The organism is Streptomyces sp. NPDC006687 (assembly GCF_040636215.1).
GTDB lineage: Bacteria > Actinomycetota > Actinomycetes > Streptomycetales > Streptomycetaceae > Streptomyces.
Genome location: NZ_JBEYJJ010000023.1, coordinates 1 through 15,841, shown reverse-complemented (window position 1 = coordinate 15,841; position 15,841 = coordinate 1). Strand labels below are relative to the sequence as shown.

At 73.9% G+C, this 15,841-nt stretch carries 12 protein-coding genes; 6 read left to right on the top strand and 6 right to left on the bottom strand.

What is annotated here, in order from left to right:
- Positions 1-25: 25 nt before the first annotated feature.
- Complete coding sequence (locus ABZ716_RS22960) at positions 26-3,043, bottom strand: FAD-linked oxidase C-terminal domain-containing protein (RefSeq protein WP_358961373.1); 3,018 nt, start codon at positions 3,041-3,043, stop codon at positions 26-28.
- A 186-nt stretch (positions 3,044-3,229) separates the two neighbouring features.
- On the opposite strand from ABZ716_RS22960, the gene serC reads away from it, so the two are divergent.
- The 3 genes from serC (at position 3,230) to ABZ716_RS22945 (ending at position 8,272) form a co-directional block, all read left to right on the top strand.
- A complete protein-coding gene (gene serC, locus ABZ716_RS22955) occupies positions 3,230-4,348 on the top strand; it encodes a phosphoserine transaminase (protein ID WP_358814050.1) in 1,119 nt (372 codons plus the stop codon).
- Positions 4,349-4,621: 273 nt separating this feature from the next.
- Positions 4,622-5,047: a hypothetical protein gene (locus ABZ716_RS22950; protein WP_358814051.1), complete on the top strand. Its 426-nt coding sequence runs from the start codon at positions 4,622-4,624 to the stop codon at positions 5,045-5,047.
- Between the two features lie 96 nt (positions 5,048-5,143).
- On the top strand, positions 5,144-8,272 hold the full coding sequence (locus tag ABZ716_RS22945; RefSeq protein WP_358961309.1) for a molecular chaperone Hsp90: 3,129 nt from the start codon (positions 5,144-5,146) through the stop codon (positions 8,270-8,272).
- Positions 8,273-8,285: 13 nt separating this feature from the next.
- Here ABZ716_RS22945 and ABZ716_RS22940 read toward each other — a convergent pair whose 3' ends face one another.
- The 4 genes from ABZ716_RS22940 to ABZ716_RS22925 all read right to left on the bottom strand — a co-directional run bounded on the left by ABZ716_RS22940 (position 8,286) and on the right by ABZ716_RS22925 (position 10,953).
- Positions 8,286-8,729: a hypothetical protein gene (locus ABZ716_RS22940; protein ID WP_358961306.1), complete on the bottom strand. Its 444-nt coding sequence runs from the start codon at positions 8,727-8,729 to the stop codon at positions 8,286-8,288.
- On the bottom strand, positions 8,726-9,034 hold the full coding sequence (locus ABZ716_RS22935) for a hypothetical protein (protein WP_358961304.1): 309 nt from the start codon (positions 9,032-9,034) through the stop codon (positions 8,726-8,728). Before ABZ716_RS22935 ends, ABZ716_RS22940 begins: the two co-directional genes overlap by 4 nt.
- Positions 9,035-9,131: 97 nt before the next feature.
- A complete protein-coding gene (locus ABZ716_RS22930; protein WP_358961302.1) occupies positions 9,132-10,490 on the bottom strand; it encodes an MFS transporter in 1,359 nt (452 codons plus the stop codon).
- A gap of 25 nt (positions 10,491-10,515) precedes the next feature.
- Positions 10,516-10,953, bottom strand: coding sequence for a MarR family transcriptional regulator (locus ABZ716_RS22925; protein ID WP_351892495.1), 438 nt, complete (start codon positions 10,951-10,953; stop codon positions 10,516-10,518).
- Positions 10,954-11,077: 124 nt separating this feature from the next.
- Here ABZ716_RS22925 and ABZ716_RS22920 point away from each other — a divergent pair, with 124 nt between their 5' ends.
- Positions 11,078-11,260, top strand: coding sequence for a ribbon-helix-helix protein, CopG family (locus ABZ716_RS22920; protein ID WP_351892497.1), 183 nt, complete (start codon positions 11,078-11,080; stop codon positions 11,258-11,260).
- Here ABZ716_RS22920 and ABZ716_RS22915 read toward each other — a convergent pair.
- Positions 11,253-12,680, bottom strand: coding sequence for an NCS2 family permease (locus ABZ716_RS22915; RefSeq protein ID WP_358961300.1), 1,428 nt, complete (start codon positions 12,678-12,680; stop codon positions 11,253-11,255). The genes ABZ716_RS22920 and ABZ716_RS22915 overlap by 8 nt on opposite strands.
- Positions 12,681-12,833: 153 nt before the next feature.
- Between ABZ716_RS22915 and ABZ716_RS22910 the strand changes: the two genes are divergently transcribed.
- On the top strand, positions 12,834-13,163 hold the full coding sequence (locus tag ABZ716_RS22910; protein WP_358961297.1) for a DUF2530 domain-containing protein: 330 nt from the start codon (positions 12,834-12,836) through the stop codon (positions 13,161-13,163).
- Between the two features lie 54 nt (positions 13,164-13,217).
- A complete protein-coding gene (locus tag ABZ716_RS22905) occupies positions 13,218-15,674 on the top strand; it encodes an HAD-IC family P-type ATPase (protein ID WP_358961295.1) in 2,457 nt (818 codons plus the stop codon).
- Positions 15,675-15,841: the final 167 nt, after the last annotated feature.

The following is a 15,841-nucleotide window of genomic DNA, read 5'->3' as shown; positions in this document are numbered from 1 at the left end:
AAGGGCCGTGCCTGCGTGTCCTGGCTTACATCGGATCCCGGTGCGGTTCCGGGGGGAGCGCCGCCGCGAGGAGTTCCGCCAGGTGGCGGGCGCGGTGGCCGGAAAGCTGGGCGATCTGCGTGCGGCAGGAGTAGCCGTCGGCGAGGACGGCGGCGGCGGGCGCGGCGGCGCGCAGGGAGGGCAGCAGCTGTTCTTCCGCGCAGGCGACGGAGACGGCGTGGTGGCCCGGCTCGAAGCCGAAGTTTCCGGCGAGGCCGCAGCAGCCGCCGCTGAGCTCCCCGGTGAGCCCGGCGCGCTCGCGCAGCCGCCGGTCGGCGGCGTCGCCGAGGACGGCGTGCTGGTGGCAGTGGGTCTGGCCCACGACGGGCCGGTCCAGACGGGGCGGAGTCCAGTGGGGGGCGTACTGCTCCAGGGTCTCGGCGAAGGTGCGGACCGCTGCCGCGAGGCGGTGGGCGCGGGGGTCGTCGGGGAGGAGGGCGGGGAGGTCGGAGCGGAGGGCCGCGGCGCAGCTGGGTTCCAGGACGAGGACGGGACCTTCGGGGTCGCCGAGGACGTCGAGGGTGCGACGCAGCACCGCGCGGGCCCGGGTGAGCCGGCCGGTGGAGAGGTACGTGAGGGCGCAGCACGGCTGCCCGGCGGGGACCGTGACGCGCAGACCGGCGGCGGCGAGGACGCGGACGGCCGCCCGGGCGGTGCCGGGAGCCAGGTGGTTGGTGAACGTATCGGGCCACAGCGTCACCACCGGCGAGGACTGCGGCAGGGGCGAGGCCGCCGGACCGGCGGAACCCCTCGCCCGGGACCCCGGTGCGAAGGCAGGCCCCGGCCCACCGGCCGCCACACCACCAGCCTGCGGCGCGGGCACGGGCGGCACGGCAGACCCGGACGCCGCGGGCGGCACCGAGGACCCGGAGGGCGTGGCCGGCACAGTGCGCCCGGACGCCGCAGGCGGCACGGCAGACCCGGACGCCGTGGGCGGCACGGTGGGCCCGGACGTCCCAGGCGACACCGCAGGCCCGGACACCCCAGGCGACACCGCAGACCCGGACACCCCAGGCGGCACCGCAGACCCGGACACCCCAGGCGGCACCACGGACCCGGACACCCCAGGCGGCACCGCAGACCCGGACACCGCACGCGACCCGTGGCGGGCCCACCAGCGGGTGAAGGGCGTCCTCGCCACCGGGGGGAGCTTCCGTTCCCGGGCCAGGCCCGGGACCCGCAGCAGCCGCCCCGCCGCGTTGGCCGGCCGGGACAGCCGCAGCGCGGCGATCAGGCGCAGCCACGCCGGGAGGCCGCCCAGGAGGTAGTGGGAGAGGGGGCGCAGGCGGCCGCGCCAGTGGTGGTGGAGGAACTCCGACTTGTACGCGGCCATGTCCACCCCCACCGGGCAGTCGCTGAGGCACCCCTTGCAGCCCAGGCAGAGGTCGAGCGCCTCGGCCACCTCCCGCGAGCGCCACCCGTCGCGGACGATCTCCCCCGCGAGCATCTCGTGCAGCAGCCGTGCCCGGCCCCGCGTGGAGTGCCGTTCCTCCCCCGTCGCCCGGTACGACGGGCACATCACCCCCGCCCCGCCCGTGTCCACCGAGCGGCACTTGGCGACGCCGACGCAGCGGGCGACCTCCGGTGCCAGGGGGGCGGAGGGCGGCAGGACGGCGAAGCGGAGGTTCTCGTCCAGGCGGGCCGGGCGGACCAGCATCCCGGGGTTCATGCCGCCCGCCGGGTCCCACAGGTCCTTGTAGGCGCGGAAGAGCCCGATCACCTCCGGGCCGTACATGCGCGGCAGCAGCTCCGCCCTGGCCTGGCCGTCCCCGTGCTCCCCCGACAGGGAGCCCCCGTGGGAGACGACCAGGTCGGCCAGGTCGCCGGAGAAGGAGCGGAAGCGGGCCACACCCGCGGCCGAGACGAGGTCGAAGTCGATGCGGACGTGGACGCAGCCCTCCCCGAAGTGCCCGTACGGGGTCCCCCGCAGCCCGTACCGGGCGAGCAGGGCGCGGAACTCCCGCAGGTAGGCGCCCAGCCGGGCCGGCGGGACCGCGCAGTCCTCCCAGCCGGGCCAGGCCATCGCACCCCCGGGCAGCCGGGTCGCGGTGCCGGCGGCGTCCTCGCGGATCCGCCACAGCGCCCGCTGCCCCGCCGGGTCCGCGACCACCACCGCGTCGAGCGCGTCGGCGGCCCGTACGAGGCAGCGCGCCGCCCCCTCGTCCCGGGTCTCGACGAACAGCCAGGCCCCGCCCCGGGGCAGTCCGGCCGCGTCCCCGACCAGGTCCCGGGCCATGCCCTCCACCGTGAGCGGACCGTGGGGCAGCAGCCCCGCCGCGGCGTCGGCGGCCGCGCTCTCGTCGGGGTAGCCGAGCACCGCGAGGGCGGGGGCGGGCGGGAGCTCCACCAGGCGCACCACCGCCTCCGTGACCACCCCGAGGGTGCCCTCGCTCCCGCAGAAGGCCCGAGCGAGCCGGGTACCCCGTTCGGGGAGCAGGGCGTCGAGGCCGCCGTAGCCGGAGATACGGCGGGAGAAGCCGCCGCCCATCCCCGTCCGCAGCACCGCCAGGTTCCCCGCCACCAGCTCCCGCAGCCCCTCGGGGGCCCCGGCCCAGCCGTCCGCGAGCCGGTACGCCGCGCCCCCGTACGCCGTCACCGACAGCGCGGCCACGTTGTCGGCGGTGGTCCCCCAGGCCACGGAGTGCGCCCCGCAGGCGTTGTTGCCGATCATCCCGCCGAGGGTGCAGCGGGAGTGCGTGGACGGGTCGGGGCCGAAGGTCAGCCCGTACGGGCGCACCGCCTCCCGGAGCCGGTCGAGGACCAGCCCGGGCTGGACGACGGCCGTGCGGGCGGCCGGGTCCACCGACACCAGGGCGTTCATGTGCCGGGTGAGGTCGAGGACCACCCCGGTCCCCGTCGCCTGCCCGGCGATGGAGGTACCGCCGCCGCGCGGCACGACCGGCACGCCGGCCTCCGCGCAGACCCGCAGCGCCGCCGCCACGTCGCCGGCGTCCCGGGGGGCGACCACGCCGACGGGTACCCGCCGGTAGTTCGAGGCGTCCATGGTGACCAGGGCCCGTGCGGCGGCACCGAAGTCCACCTCGCCGCGCAGCTCGGCCCGCAAGATCCGCTCAAGCTCTCCTGGAGACGTCACGGCACCCACCCTCCCACCACCCCCGCATCACCCGCCCGTGTCTCACCCGGTGGACGCGCCTCCGACACGCGGTCCGGGACCCGATACGCTCCGCTCGTGGCTGAGATCCAGATTCCCGCTGACATCAAGCCCGCCGACGGACGCTTCGGCGCGGGCCCCTCCAAGGTGCGGACCGAGGCGCTGGACGCCCTCGCCGCCACCGGTACCTCCCTGCTCGGCACCTCCCACCGCCAGGCCCCGGTCAAGAACCTGGTCGGCTCGGTGCGCGAGGGCCTCCGGGACCTCTTCTCCCTCCCCGAGGGCTACGAGGTGATCCTGGGCAACGGCGGCTCCACCGCCTTCTGGGACATCGCGACCGCCGGTCTCATCGAGCGGAAGTCCCAGCACCTGACCTTCGGCGAGTTCTCGTCCAAGTTCGCCAAGGCCGCGAAGCTCGCGCCGTGGCTGGACGAGCCGTCCGTCATCTCCTCCGAGCCGGGCACGCACCCCGAGCCGGTGGCGGAGGCGGGGGTGGACGTGTACGCGTACACCCACAACGAGACCTCGACGGGTGTCGCGGCGCCCATCAAGCGCGTCGCGGGCGCCGACGCCGGGTCCCTGGTCCTGGTGGACGCGACCTCGGGCGCGGGCGGACTCCCGGTGGACATCACCGAGACCGACGTCTACTACTTCGCCCCGCAGAAGTCCTTCGCCTCGGACGGCGGCCTGTGGCTGGCGGCGTTCTCCCCGGCGGCCCTGGAGCGCGCCGCGCGCGTGCACGCGTCGGGCCGGCACATCCCGGAGTTCTTCTCGCTGCCGACGGCTATCGACAACTCGCTGAAGAACCAGACGTACAACACCCCGGCGCTGGCCACCCTCTTCCTGCTGAACCAGCAGCTGGAGTGGATGAACGGCCAGGGCGGCCTGGAGTTCACCACCTCCCGCACGGCGGCCAGCGCACGCAACCTGTACGGCTGGGCGGAGGCGTCGAAGTACGCCAGCCCGTTCGTCCAGGACGCCGGCAAGCGCTCGGCGGTCATCGGCACGATCGACTTCGACGACGCGGTCGACGCGGCGGCGGTGGCGAAGGTGCTGCGCGCCAACGGCATCGTGGACACCGAGCCGTACCGCAAGCTCGGCCGCAACCAGCTCCGCATCGCGATGTTCCCGGCGATCGACCCGGCGGACGTGCAGGCGCTGACGGCGTGCGTGGACTACGTGATCGAGCGCCTCTGACCGCGGTGGCGGTCCGCTGAGACGCGGGGAGCCCCCGGCGCCGTGGAGGTGCCGGGGGCTCCTGGCGTTCCGGCGGGGGACCTTGGACCCCAAAATCGGGGCAAAGAGGAAGCAAACGGATCATCCTGGGCCCGCCTGCCACCTGCGTCTTCACGGGACGGGACCTTCGGCGGCGGGCTCCCCGGGGCTGGGCAGCGAACACCACCCAGCGGGCGGAATGTCCCTCATGTCTGGTGTGCTGGAAACCCCGGCCGTCCTTCACGAGGAGACCCCATGCGCACCGTACGCACCCTCCCGGCGATAGCCCTCGCCTCGACGCTGGCCCTCGCGGGCGGCGCCGCCACCGCCACCACCGCCTTCGCCGCGACCCCCGCACCCGCGCCCGCCGCCGCCCGGGCGTCCCTGAGGGTGCCCAGCTCGCCCGTGCAGCCCGGCGACGCCGTCAGCGTCACCGTGACCGCCCCGGCCGGCTCCAGGAACCTGACGGTGTCCTCGTCCGCCCTGCGCCCCCTCACGCTCCGCCCCGCCCCGGACTCCACCGCCACCTGGACCGGTACCGCCACCGTGGCCACCGTCAAGGACGGCGGCTACGCCGTCACCCTCACCGCCTCCGGCCCCGACGGCGCCCCCCTCCAGGCCCGTGCCCGGCTCACCGTGCAGACCACCGCCGTCACCCCCGCGCCCACTCCCCGGAGCTGACGCCCGACCGGGTTCGCGCACCTCACGGGCGGGGCCCGCCCGTTCACGCGATACCTTCGCAGCAGGACGTGAAAGCAGCACAGTGGAGGCAGCGGCGTGAACGTGCGAGTGACGGCGGCCCAGAGCGGCTTGGACCCCTTCAGCACCACCCGGCTGCGGAGGGCGGTGCTCGACGCGTGGGCCGCCGGACCCGCCCGGTTCCGGGAGGACGCCAACGCCGAGGAGGACCTGGCGCTCGGCGGCTACCGCGACCGGCTCGTGGTCGAGCTGGCGCAGAACGCCTCCGACGCCGCCGCCCGCGGCCGCGTCCCCGGCCGGCTGCGGCTCACGCTGCACCCCGCCGTCCCCGGCAGCGCCGGCCACGGCGTGCTGGCCGTCGCCAACACCGGTGCCCCGCTGGACGCCACGGGCGTGGAGTCGCTGAGCACCCTGCGCGCCTCCGCCAAGCGCGAGGGCGCCTCCTCCGCCGACACCGTCGGCCGGTTCGGCGTCGGCTTCGCCGCCGTCCTGGCCGTCTCCGACGAACCGGCGGTGCTCGGCCGGCACGGCGGCGTGCGCTGGTCCCTGGCCGAGGCCCGCGAAATGGCCGCCGAGGCCGCCCACTTCAGCCCCGGCCTCGGCGACGAACTGCGCCGCCGCGACGGCCACGTCCCGCTGCTGCGCCTGCCGCTGCCCGCCGAGGGCACCGCCCCCGAGGGGTACGACACCGTCGTCGTCCTCCCGCTGCGCGACGCCGCCGCCGCCGACCTCGCCGAACGCCTGCTGCACGGCGTCGACGACGCCCTCCTGCTCACCCTGCCCGGGCTGACCGAGGTCGTCGTGGACACCCCCTCCAGCGGCACCCGCACCCTCTACCGGCACACCGACGGCCCCTACACCGTCATCGAGGACTCCGCCTCCGGCACCCACCGCTGGCGCACCGCCCGCGCGAACGGCCCGCTCGACCGGGCCCTCCTCGCCGGCCGGCCCGTCGAGGAACGGCTGCGGCCCGCCTGGAGCGTCACCTGGGCCGTCCCCGTCGACACCGACGGCGCCCCCCAGCGCCCCCGCACCGCACCCGTCGTCCACGCCCCGACCCCCACCGACGAGCCCCTCGGCATCCCGGCCCTGCTCATCGCCTCCCTGCCGATGGACACCTCCCGCCGCCACCACGCGCCTGGCCCGCTCACCGACTTCCTCGTGGAGCGCGCCGCCGACGCCTACGCCGGGCTCCTCGCCTCCTGGGAGCCGGTGACCCCGGCCCTGGTGGACCTCGTCCCCGGACCGCTCGGCAGGGGCGAACTCGACGGCGCCCTGCGCGCCGCCGTCCTCCAGCGGCTCCCCCGCACCGGCTTCCTCGCCCCCGCCGCCCCGTCCGAGGAGCTGACCCGGCTGCGCCCCTTCGAGGCCGAGGTGGTCGAGGGCGCCGGAGCCGACACCGTACGGGTCCTCGCGGAGGTCCTCCCGACGCTGCTGCCCGCCGGGCTGGAGCGCCGGCCCGAGCTGCGCACCCTGGGCGTGGGCCGGCTCCCGCTCGGCGAGGCCATCGAGCGGATCGCGGGCATCGAACGCACCCCGCAGTGGTGGCACAGCCTCTACGACACCCTGGCCGGAGTGGACCCCGACCGGCTCTCGGGGCTGCCCGTACCGCTCGCCGACGGCCGGACCGCCATCGGCCCGCGCCACATCCTGCTGCCCGGCGCCGACACCCCCGCGGAGCTGGCCCGGCTCGGGCTGAAGGTGGCCCACCCCGACGCCGCGCACCCCCTGCTGGAGAAGCTGGGCGCCCTGCCCGCCACCGCCCGCGCCGTCCTGACCACCCCGCAGATCCGGGCGGCGGTGGCCGCCTCGCTGGACGCGGGCGAGATCTGGGACGAGGACTCCGACGCCCCCGACGCCGACGAGCTCGCCGAGATCGTCCTGACCCTGGTCCGCGACGCCGGCCTGGCCCCCGGCGACGAGCCCTGGCTGGGCGCCCTGGCCCTGCCCGACGAGGACGGCGAGCCGGCCCCGGCCGGGGAACTGCTCCTCGCCGGCAGCCCGCTGGCCTCCGTGGTGCGCGAGGACGAGATCCCGTACCTGGACCCCGAGCTGGCCGCCCGCTGGGACGAGGAGACGCTGGCCGCCTGCGGGGTGCTGACCACCTTCCAGCTGGTCCGCGCCACCGACGTGGTCCTGGACCCCGACGAGCTGGAGCCCCGCGAGGGGGACTACGCCGAGCCGGACGACGTGGGGCTGCTGGACGCCGTCGACGTGTGGTGCGAGGACCTCCTCGACCAGCTGCCCGACTCCCCCGTGCCGCCGGTGGCCACCGAGCTGATCGCCGTACGGGACCTCGACCTCGTCGACGACGACCGCTGGCCCCAGGCCCTGGCGATGCTCGCGCAGCCCCCGCTGCGGGACGCGCTGACCCAGCCGGTACGGGTGCTGCTCCCGGACGGCACCACCCGCTCGGTTCGCCCGTACACCGCCTGGTGGCTGCGCGACCACCCGGTGCTCGACGGCCGCCGCCCGGCGGGGCTGCGCGCGGCGGGCGGGGACCCGCTGCTGGCGGGCCTGTACACGCCGGCGGACGCGACGGGCTTCGAGGACGAGCAGGTGCTGCGCGCCCTGGGCGTACGCACCTCGGTGCGCGCGCTGCTGGAGGAGCCGGGCGGCGCGGCCGAGCTGCTGGGCCGCCTCGCCGACCCGGACCGGGAGGTGTCGGGGCAGCAGCTGCACGGGCTGTACGGGGCGCTGGCCGGCCTGGACCCGGAGCAGGTGACGCTCCCGGACGAGCTGCGGGCGGTGGTGGACGGGGAGGTGGTCGTGGTGGACGCGGCGGAGGCGGTCGTCTGCGACGCCCCCGACCTGCTGCCGCTGACGCGGGGCCTGCCGCTGCTGCCGGTGGCCCCCTCGCGGGCGGCGGACCTGGCGGAGCTGCTCCAGGTGCGGCGGCTGTCGGAGACGGTCCCGGCGGAGGTGACCACGCCGGGCGAGGTCCACGAGGTCCCGGAGCCGGTCCGCTCCCTGCTGGGCCCCGCCACGCCGGAGACGTACGTGGAGCACGAGGAACTGGTGGCGGGCGGCACCGAACTGGACTGGCGCCTCACCCCGGACGGCGTCCTGCACGCGGCCACCCTGGAGGGCGTCGCGGCGGGCCTGGCCTGGTCGGCCGCCCAGTGGCCCCGTCGCTTCGAGGTGGCGGCCCTCCTGGAGGACCCGTCCCGCACGGCGGAACTCGCACGGGACAGGTGGTTCGACTAGAGGGTTGGGGGGCCTAGACGGCCTCGACGACGATACGGTGGCCCGCCAGGAGGCGTTCCAGATCGTCGACGTCCGAAGTCAGGACGGTCACCTGGTTGCCGCGCCCCGCCTCGCGGAGGGCGACGGCGGCCAGGACCGCGTCGATGGCGTACTTGTGGCCGTGCAGGCCCGCGTCCTTCAGCAGGGAGCGGGCCGCATCGATGGCCGTGTCATCGGTGTGCACGACTTCGATCTTCGACATCGCCCAGTCCCAGAGGCGTGCCGCCTTGGCCTGATGCGGATCCCACGCCTCGAGGGTCGTGAGGGCCGAGGTGAGAATCGGCGTCTTGGCCCGCCATGCCTTGTGCAGGCGGGCCAGCATGACCCGGTCGCCGCGCACGGTCTTCGACAGCGCCTCGGAATCGAGGACGAACACCCTGGTGCGCAAGAGGGTCCGGGGGGTGGGGCGCGGCGTCATGCGGCTGCCTTCCCCTCGTTCCGGGTGACCTCGCCTTCCTGTCTCAGCGCGTCGGGCTTGGCGTTCATGGCGTCGTGCTTGGCGTCCATCTCGTCGAGCCAGGCGTCGGCGGCGCGCAGTTCTTCCTCGGTGAGCTCGCCGTACTCCTCCTGCAGGAGGGCGTTCAGCTCGCCCAGCTTGTCGATCCGGACCTGGTTCTCCACGGCCGCGGTGACGTACGCGGAGACCCCGCGCTCGTCCACGGACGCCTTGATGTACTCCAGCACCTCGTCGGGCAAGGTGATGGTGACCTTCTTGGTTGCCATACCGCGAGTATGCCCACTTCCCCCCGGCCCGCGCCATCACCCAGAAGGGTGCACCCGCCGCCGGCCGGGCGGACCGCCCGGCCGGGGCGCGGGGCGGTCACGCCGCCCGGGCCAGCTCGCGCGGCGCCGTCGCCGGGACGAAGGTCAGACCGCGGCGGTCCAGGCGCAGGCGGAGGTTGCCGACGCGGCGCAGGATCAGGCCGACGGCCACCGCGGCGGCCAGGGAGACAAGGCCGCCCGCGGCCATGCCGAGCCGGGCCCCGTAGGTGTCCGTGATCCAGCCGACCAGCGGGGCGCCCACCGGGGTGCCGCCGGTGAAGACCATCATGTACAGGGCCATCACCCGTCCCCGCATCGCGGGATCGGTGGCCATCTGGACGCTGGAGTTCGCCACGACGTTGACCGTCAGCCCGAACATCCCGACGGGCACCAGCAGCGCCGCGAACAGCCAGAAGCCGGGGGCGAACGCCGTCACCAGCAGCAGGACGGAGAACAGCACCGCCGCCGCCACCAGCAGCCGCAGCCGGGTGCTGCCGCGGCGGGCGGCGAGCAGGGCTCCGGCCAGGGAGCCGGCGGCGATCAGGGTGTTGAACACCCCGTACGTGCCCGCGTCCCCGTGGAAGACGTCGTCGACGAAGGCCGACAGCCAGATCGGGAAGTTGAAGCCGAAGGTGCCGATGAAGCCGACGAGGACGATCGGCCAGACCAGCTCGGGCCGGCCGGCGACGTAGCGCAGGCCCTCCCGCAGCTGCCCCTTGGCGCGCGGCTGCGGCCGCACCGGGTACAGCTCCCGGGTGCGCATCATCAGCAGCGCGGCGATCGGCGCCGCGAACGAAAGCCCGTTCAGCAGGAAGGCCCAGCCGGAGCCGACGGCGGTGATCAGCACACCGGCGATCGCCGGGCCGACCAGCCGCGCGGACTGGAGGTTGGCGGAGTTCAGGCTGACGGCGTTGGCGACCTGCGCCGGGCCGACCATCTCGGAGACGAAGGTCTGCCGGGCCGGGTTGTCCACGACGGTGACCAGGCCGAGCAGGAACGCGGCGAGGTAGACGTGCCACACCTGGACGTTCCCGGCCAGGGTGAGCGCGGCGAGCGCGATGCCGGTCAGGCCCATCGCGGCCTGCGTGGCGATCAGCAGCGGCCGCTTGGGCAGCCGGTCCGCGAGGACACCTCCGTAGAGGCCGAAGAGCAGCATCGGCAGGAACTGCAGGGCGATGGTCACGCCCACGGCGGACGCGGAGCCCGTCAGCGACAGGACCAGCCAGTCCTGCGCGATGCGCTGCATCCAGGTGCCCGTGTTCGAGACGGCCTGGCCTGCGGCGAAGAGCCGGTAGTTCCGGATCTTCAGTGAGCTGAACATCGAGTGCGAGCGGGGGCCCGGTCCTCTGTTCCCGCTCGGGGTCTGGGGGGTGGGTAGATGGCCGGGTGCGGAGTCCCCTCCGGTTCCGGTACGCAAAAGCGTTCGCCTCCTGGCGTCGTTCCTACAGGTGCGCGAGCTTCTCCAGGACGGGGGCGGCGGCGCGGAGCTTGGCCCATTCGTCCTCGGTGAGCTCGGCCGCGAGCCCGGCCAGGAAGGCGTTGCGCTTGCGGCGGCTCTCTTCGAGCATCGCTTCGGCCTCCTCCGTCTGGCTGACCACCTTCTGCCGGCGGTCCTCGGGGTGCGGTTCCAGCCTGACCAGTCCCTTGGCCTCCAGCAACGCGACGATGCGCGTCATCGACGGCGGCTGGACGTGCTCCTTGCGGGCGAGCTCACCGGGGGTGGCGTGGCCGCAGCGGGCGAGGGTGCCGAGCACCGACATCTCGGTCGGGCTCAGCGATTCGTCGACGCGCTGGTGCTTCAGGCGCCGGCCCAGCCGCATGACGGCGGAGCGGAGGTCGTTCACGGCGGCAGCGTCGTCGCCATGGGAGAGGTCAGGCATGTATTTAGCATAACTCATTACTGTGACTAACGAACCCGCGTTCCGTCCGGCCGGATCACTCGTACGGGTGAGAGCGGCTCGGAAAGCGACGCGACGGCGCCCCCTGTGGCCCGACCCTGTCGCCATGGGGACACATGTGCTGAGCATGCGCATAGACGGGGACCTGCTGGAGCGGCTGAGACACCATGCCGCCAAACGCGGAATGAGCGTCCAGGACTATGTCGTCCGGACGCTCATTCGCGATGACTTCGACGAGCGGTTCAAGGCCGCCGTCGACGAGACGGAGAAGTTCTACGGGCTTACGTGAGCCCCAGCGCCGGCATCGCGTAGTAGAAGACGAAGACCGCCGCGACCACGTACATCGCGGCCGGGACCCCGCGTCCCCGGCCCGTGGCCAGGCGCAGCACGCAGAAGCTCACGAAGCCCATGCCGATGCCGTTGGTGATCGAGTAGGTGAACGGCATCATCACCATGGCGATGAAGGCCGGGACGGCGATGGTGAAGTCGCTCCAGTCGATGTCGCGCACCGAGCCGGCCAGGATCAGGAAGCCGACCGCGACGAGCGCGGGAGTGGCGGCCTGCGAGGGGACCATCGTGGCGAGCGGGGTCAGGAAGAGCGAGACGGCGAAGAGTCCGCCGGTGACCACGTTGGCCAGGCCCGTACGGGCGCCCTCGCCGACGCCCGCCGTGGACTCGACGAAGCAGGTGGTGGCGGAGGACGAGGTGGCGCCGCCGGAGGCGACGGCGAGGCCGTCGATCAGCAGGACCCGGTTGATGCCGGGGAAGGTGCCGTCCGGCCGGGTCAGCTTGGCCTCGTCACCGACGCCGAGGATGGTGCCCATCGCGTCGAAGAAGCAGGACAGCAGCACGGTGAAGACGAACAGGACGCCGGTGAGCACCCCGACCTTGCCGAAGCCGCCGAAGAGGCTGACCTGCCCGACCAGCCCGAAGTCGGGGGCGGACACGGGGTTGCCGGGCCATTGCGGGACGGTCAGGCCCCAGGCGAGGTCCGGCAGGTCGGCGACCAGCTGCACCACGACCGCGACGACCGTCATCGCGACGATGGAGATCAGGATCGCGCCGGGCGTCTTGCGGATCAGCAGCGCGAGGGTGAGCAGCACGCCCACGATGAAGATCAGCACAGGCCAGCCGTGCAGGTGGCCGTTGCTGCCGAGCTGGAGCGGGACGGTGGTGTGCGCGGCGTCCGGGATACGGCTGACGAAGCCGGAGTCCACCAGGCCGATCAGCATGATGAACAGGCCGATGCCGATCGCGATGCCCTTGCGCAGGCCCGTCGGGACGGCGTTCATGACGCGCTCGCGCAGGCCGGTGGCGACCAGCAGCATCACCACGAAGCCGGCCAGGACCACCATGCCCATGGCGTCGGGCCAGCTCATCCGCGGGGCGAGCTGGAGGGCGACGACCGTGTTCACGCCGAGGCCGGCGGCCAGGGCGATCGGGACGTTGCCGATGACACCCATGAGGAGGGTGGAGAAGGCGGCCGTCAGGACGGTGGCGGTGACCAGCTGGCCGCCGTCGAGCTGGTGCCCGTACATGTCCCTGGCGCTGCCGAGGATGATCGGGTTCAGCACGATGATGTAGGCCATCGCGAAGAAGGTCGCGAAGCCGCCCCGGACCTCGCGGGCCACGGTCGAGCCGCGTTCCGAGATCTTGAAGAAGCGGTCGAGGCCGCCGGCGGGGGCCGCGGGGGGTGCCGAGGTGGTCATGCGGTCCTCAAACTGGGTCGAATTAGCGGTTCCTACGAAGGAATCCGGCCGTAGGCAAACCGTTTCAGTATGAACACATGAACGGAGGGCAGTCCATCTCCGCGCGTAGACACGGAATCCGGGCCCCCTGGACGGCCGCCTAGACTGGTCGGCATGGCGAAGTGGACCCCTAGGCACGAGGCGCCCGAGCCCCTGGAGGGGCCGGTTGTCGCCACCATCACCGGCGGAACGATCCTCTGGTTCGCCATGTTCGTGGTCCAGCTGCCCTTCTACGGGTGGTTCGCCGACCGGGAACTGCTGTGGTGGCTGTGGACCTGTGCGGCCGGCGGCGGGCTCGGCCTGATCGGCATCTGGTACGTCCGCGGCCGCGACGCCGCCCTCAAGCGCCACGCGGCCGGGCAGGCCGGGCAGGCCGGGCAGGCCGGGCAGGCCGGACAGGCGGAACCGGGCCGGCGCGCCGCGCGGGACCAGCGGCCGGAGTAGGACCCGCCCCCGCTCGGCGGGTGAAGTGCGGGCTCGCCCTTTACCGTCGAAAACATGACGCAGTGGGTGAGGACCGACCAGGACGGGCCCGACCGGCCCGGGGCCGCCGCCATCGACGCGGGAGCCGAGCTGGACCCCGTCCACCCCGTGAAACCGCCCGCCCCCCGCTTCCGTCCGGGCGGTCTGAGCACCGCCGAGGTCGCCGAGCGCGTCGCGCGCGGCGACGTCAACGACGTACCGCTGCGCTCCTCGCGCTCCACCGCAGACATCGTCCGCGCCAACGTCTTCACCCGCTTCAACGCCATCATCGGCGTCCTGTGGGTGATCATGCTCATCGTCGCGCCGATCCAGGACAGCCTCTTCGGCTTCGTGATCGTCGCCAACACCGGCATCGGCATCCTCCAGGAACTGCGCGCCAAGAAGACCCTCGACGGGCTCGCCGTCATCGGCGAGGCCAAACCGAGCGTGCGGCGCGACGGCACCACCGCCGAGGTCTCCACCACCGAGATCGTCCTGGCCGACGTCATCGAGCTCGGCCCCGGCGACAAGGTCGTCGTCGACGGCGTCCTCGGCGAGGCCGAGGGGCTGGAGATCGACGAGTCTCTCCTCACCGGCGAGGCGGACCCCGTCCTGAAGAAGCCCGGCGACCCGGTGATGTCCGGCTCCTTCGTCGTCGCCGGCGGCGGCGCCTTCACCGCGACGAAGGTCGGCCGCGAGGCGTACGCCGTCCAGCTCGCCGAGGAGGCGGCCCGCTTCACCCTCGTCCACTCCGAGCTGCGCAGCGGCATCTCCACGATCCTCAAGTACGTCACCTGGATGATGGTCCCGACCTCCATCGGCCTGATCATCAGCCAGCTCGTCGTGAAGGGCGACGACCTCAAGGGCGCCATCGCCCGCACCGTCGGCGGTATCGTCCCGATGATCCCCGAGGGCCTGGTCCTGCTCACCTCGGTCGCCTTCGCCGTCGGCGTCGTCCGGCTCGGCCGCAAGCAGTGCCTCGTCCAGGAGCTGCCCGCCATCGAGGGCCTCGCCCGCGTGGACGTCGTCTGCCTCGACAAGACGGGCACCCTCACCGAGGGCGGCATGGACGTCACCGAGGTCCGGCCGCTCGGCGGAGCGGAGCCGGAGTACGTCGGAAAGGTGCTCGGCGCCCTCGGCGAGTCCGACCCGCGGCCCAACGCCAGCCTCCAGGCCATCGTCGACGCCTACCCCGACAGCGCCGACTGGCGCTGCACCGAGTCGCTGCCCTTCTCCTCCGCCCGCAAGTACAGCGGCGCCAGCTTCAGCGAGGGCGACGGCGAGCACACCACCTGGCTGCTCGGCGCCCCCGACGTGCTCCTGCCCGGCGGGGACCCGGCGCTGGAGGAGATCGACGGCCTGAACGAACAGGGGCTACGGGTGCTGCTGCTGGCCCGCTCGGCCCGTGAGCTGGACGACCCGGCGGTGGCCGACGGGGTGCGTCCCACGGCCCTGGTCGTCCTCGAACAGCGGCTGCGGCCCGACGCCGCCGACACCCTGCGGTACTTCGACGACCAGGACGTCAAGGCGAAGGTCATCTCCGGTGACAACGCCGTCTCCGTCGGGGCGGTCGCCGGGAAGCTGGGCCTGCCCGGCGCCGAGAACACCGTCGACGCCCGGCACCTGCCCGCCGAACGGGACGCGATGGCCGAGGTCCTCGACGGCAACGCCGTCTTCGGCCGGGTCACCCCGCAGCAGAAGCGGGACATGGTCGGCGCCCTCCAGTCCCGCGGCCACACGGTCGCCATGACCGGCGACGGGGTCAACGACGTCCTCGCCCTCAAGGACGCCGACATCGGCGTCTCCATGGGTTCGGGCTCCGAGGCCACCCGCGCGGTGGCGCAGATCGTCCTGCTCGACAACAGCTTCGCCACCCTGCCGTCGGTGGTCGCCGAGGGCCGCCGGGTCATCGGCAACATCACGCGCGTGGCGACCCTGTTCCTCGTCAAGACGGTGTACTCGGTGCTGCTGGCCATCCTGGTGGTCTGCTCCCAGGTGGAGTACCCCTTCCTGCCCCGCCACCTGACCCTGCTGTCCACCCTCACCATCGGCGTCCCGGCGTTCTTCCTGGCGCTGGCCCCCAACAAGGAGCGGGCGCGGCCGCACTTCGTGAGGCGGGTCATGCGCTACGCCCTGCCCGGCGGGGCGGTCGCGGCGGTGGCCACCTTCGCCTCGTACCTCGTCGCGCGGGCGCACTACACCGGCCCGGACGCCCTGACCTCGGAGACCAGCGCGGCGACGCTGACGCTGTTCCTGACCTCGCTGTGGGTGCTGGCGATCATCGCGCGGCCGTACACGTGGTGGCGGGTGGCGCTGGTGGCGGCGATGGGCGGCGCCTTCCTCGTCGTCCTGGCGGTGCCGTGGCTCCAGCACTTCTTCCAGCTGCGGCTGGAGGGGGTGACGATGCCGTGGATCGCCGTCGCGATCGCGGCCGGGGCGGCGGCGCTGATCGAAGTGGCCTTCCGCTGGGTGGACCGCCGCTTCCCGGCGTAGCCCCGAGGCGTGCGCCGCTGCGCGGGCCGACTCCCCGCCCCGCCCTTCACCCGTTCCTCCCCCAACTACCGCTGGGAGGTGCCCCAGGGGCTCCGCCCCGGACCCCGCGCCTCAATCGCCGGCGGGGATGCTACGACCTTCACGCCGAACGAGCGGCCCAACCTGAG

Bases quoted from the DNA above. Each gene is read 5' to 3' on its own strand.
- ABZ716_RS22960 (WP_358961373.1), bottom strand. From the start codon at position 3,043: ATGGACGCCTCGAACTACCGGCGGGTACCCGTCGGCGTGGTCGCCCCC.
- ABZ716_RS22950 (WP_358814051.1), top strand. From the start codon at position 4,622: ATGCGCACCGTACGCACCCTCCCGGCGATAGCCCTCGCCTCGACGCTG.
- ABZ716_RS22940 (WP_358961306.1), bottom strand. From the start codon at position 8,729: ATGACGCCGCGCCCCACCCCCCGGACCCTCTTGCGCACCAGGGTGTTC.
- ABZ716_RS22935 (WP_358961304.1), bottom strand. From the start codon at position 9,034: ATGGCAACCAAGAAGGTCACCATCACCTTGCCCGACGAGGTGCTGGAG.
- ABZ716_RS22925 (WP_351892495.1), bottom strand. From the start codon at position 10,953: ATGCCTGACCTCTCCCATGGCGACGACGCTGCCGCCGTGAACGACCTC.
- ABZ716_RS22920 (WP_351892497.1), top strand. From the start codon at position 11,078: ATGGGGACACATGTGCTGAGCATGCGCATAGACGGGGACCTGCTGGAG.
- ABZ716_RS22915 (WP_358961300.1), bottom strand. From the start codon at position 12,680: ATGACCACCTCGGCACCCCCCGCGGCCCCCGCCGGCGGCCTCGACCGC.
- ABZ716_RS22910 (WP_358961297.1), top strand. From the start codon at position 12,834: ATGGCGAAGTGGACCCCTAGGCACGAGGCGCCCGAGCCCCTGGAGGGG.
- ABZ716_RS22905 (WP_358961295.1), top strand. From the start codon at position 13,218: ATGACGCAGTGGGTGAGGACCGACCAGGACGGGCCCGACCGGCCCGGG.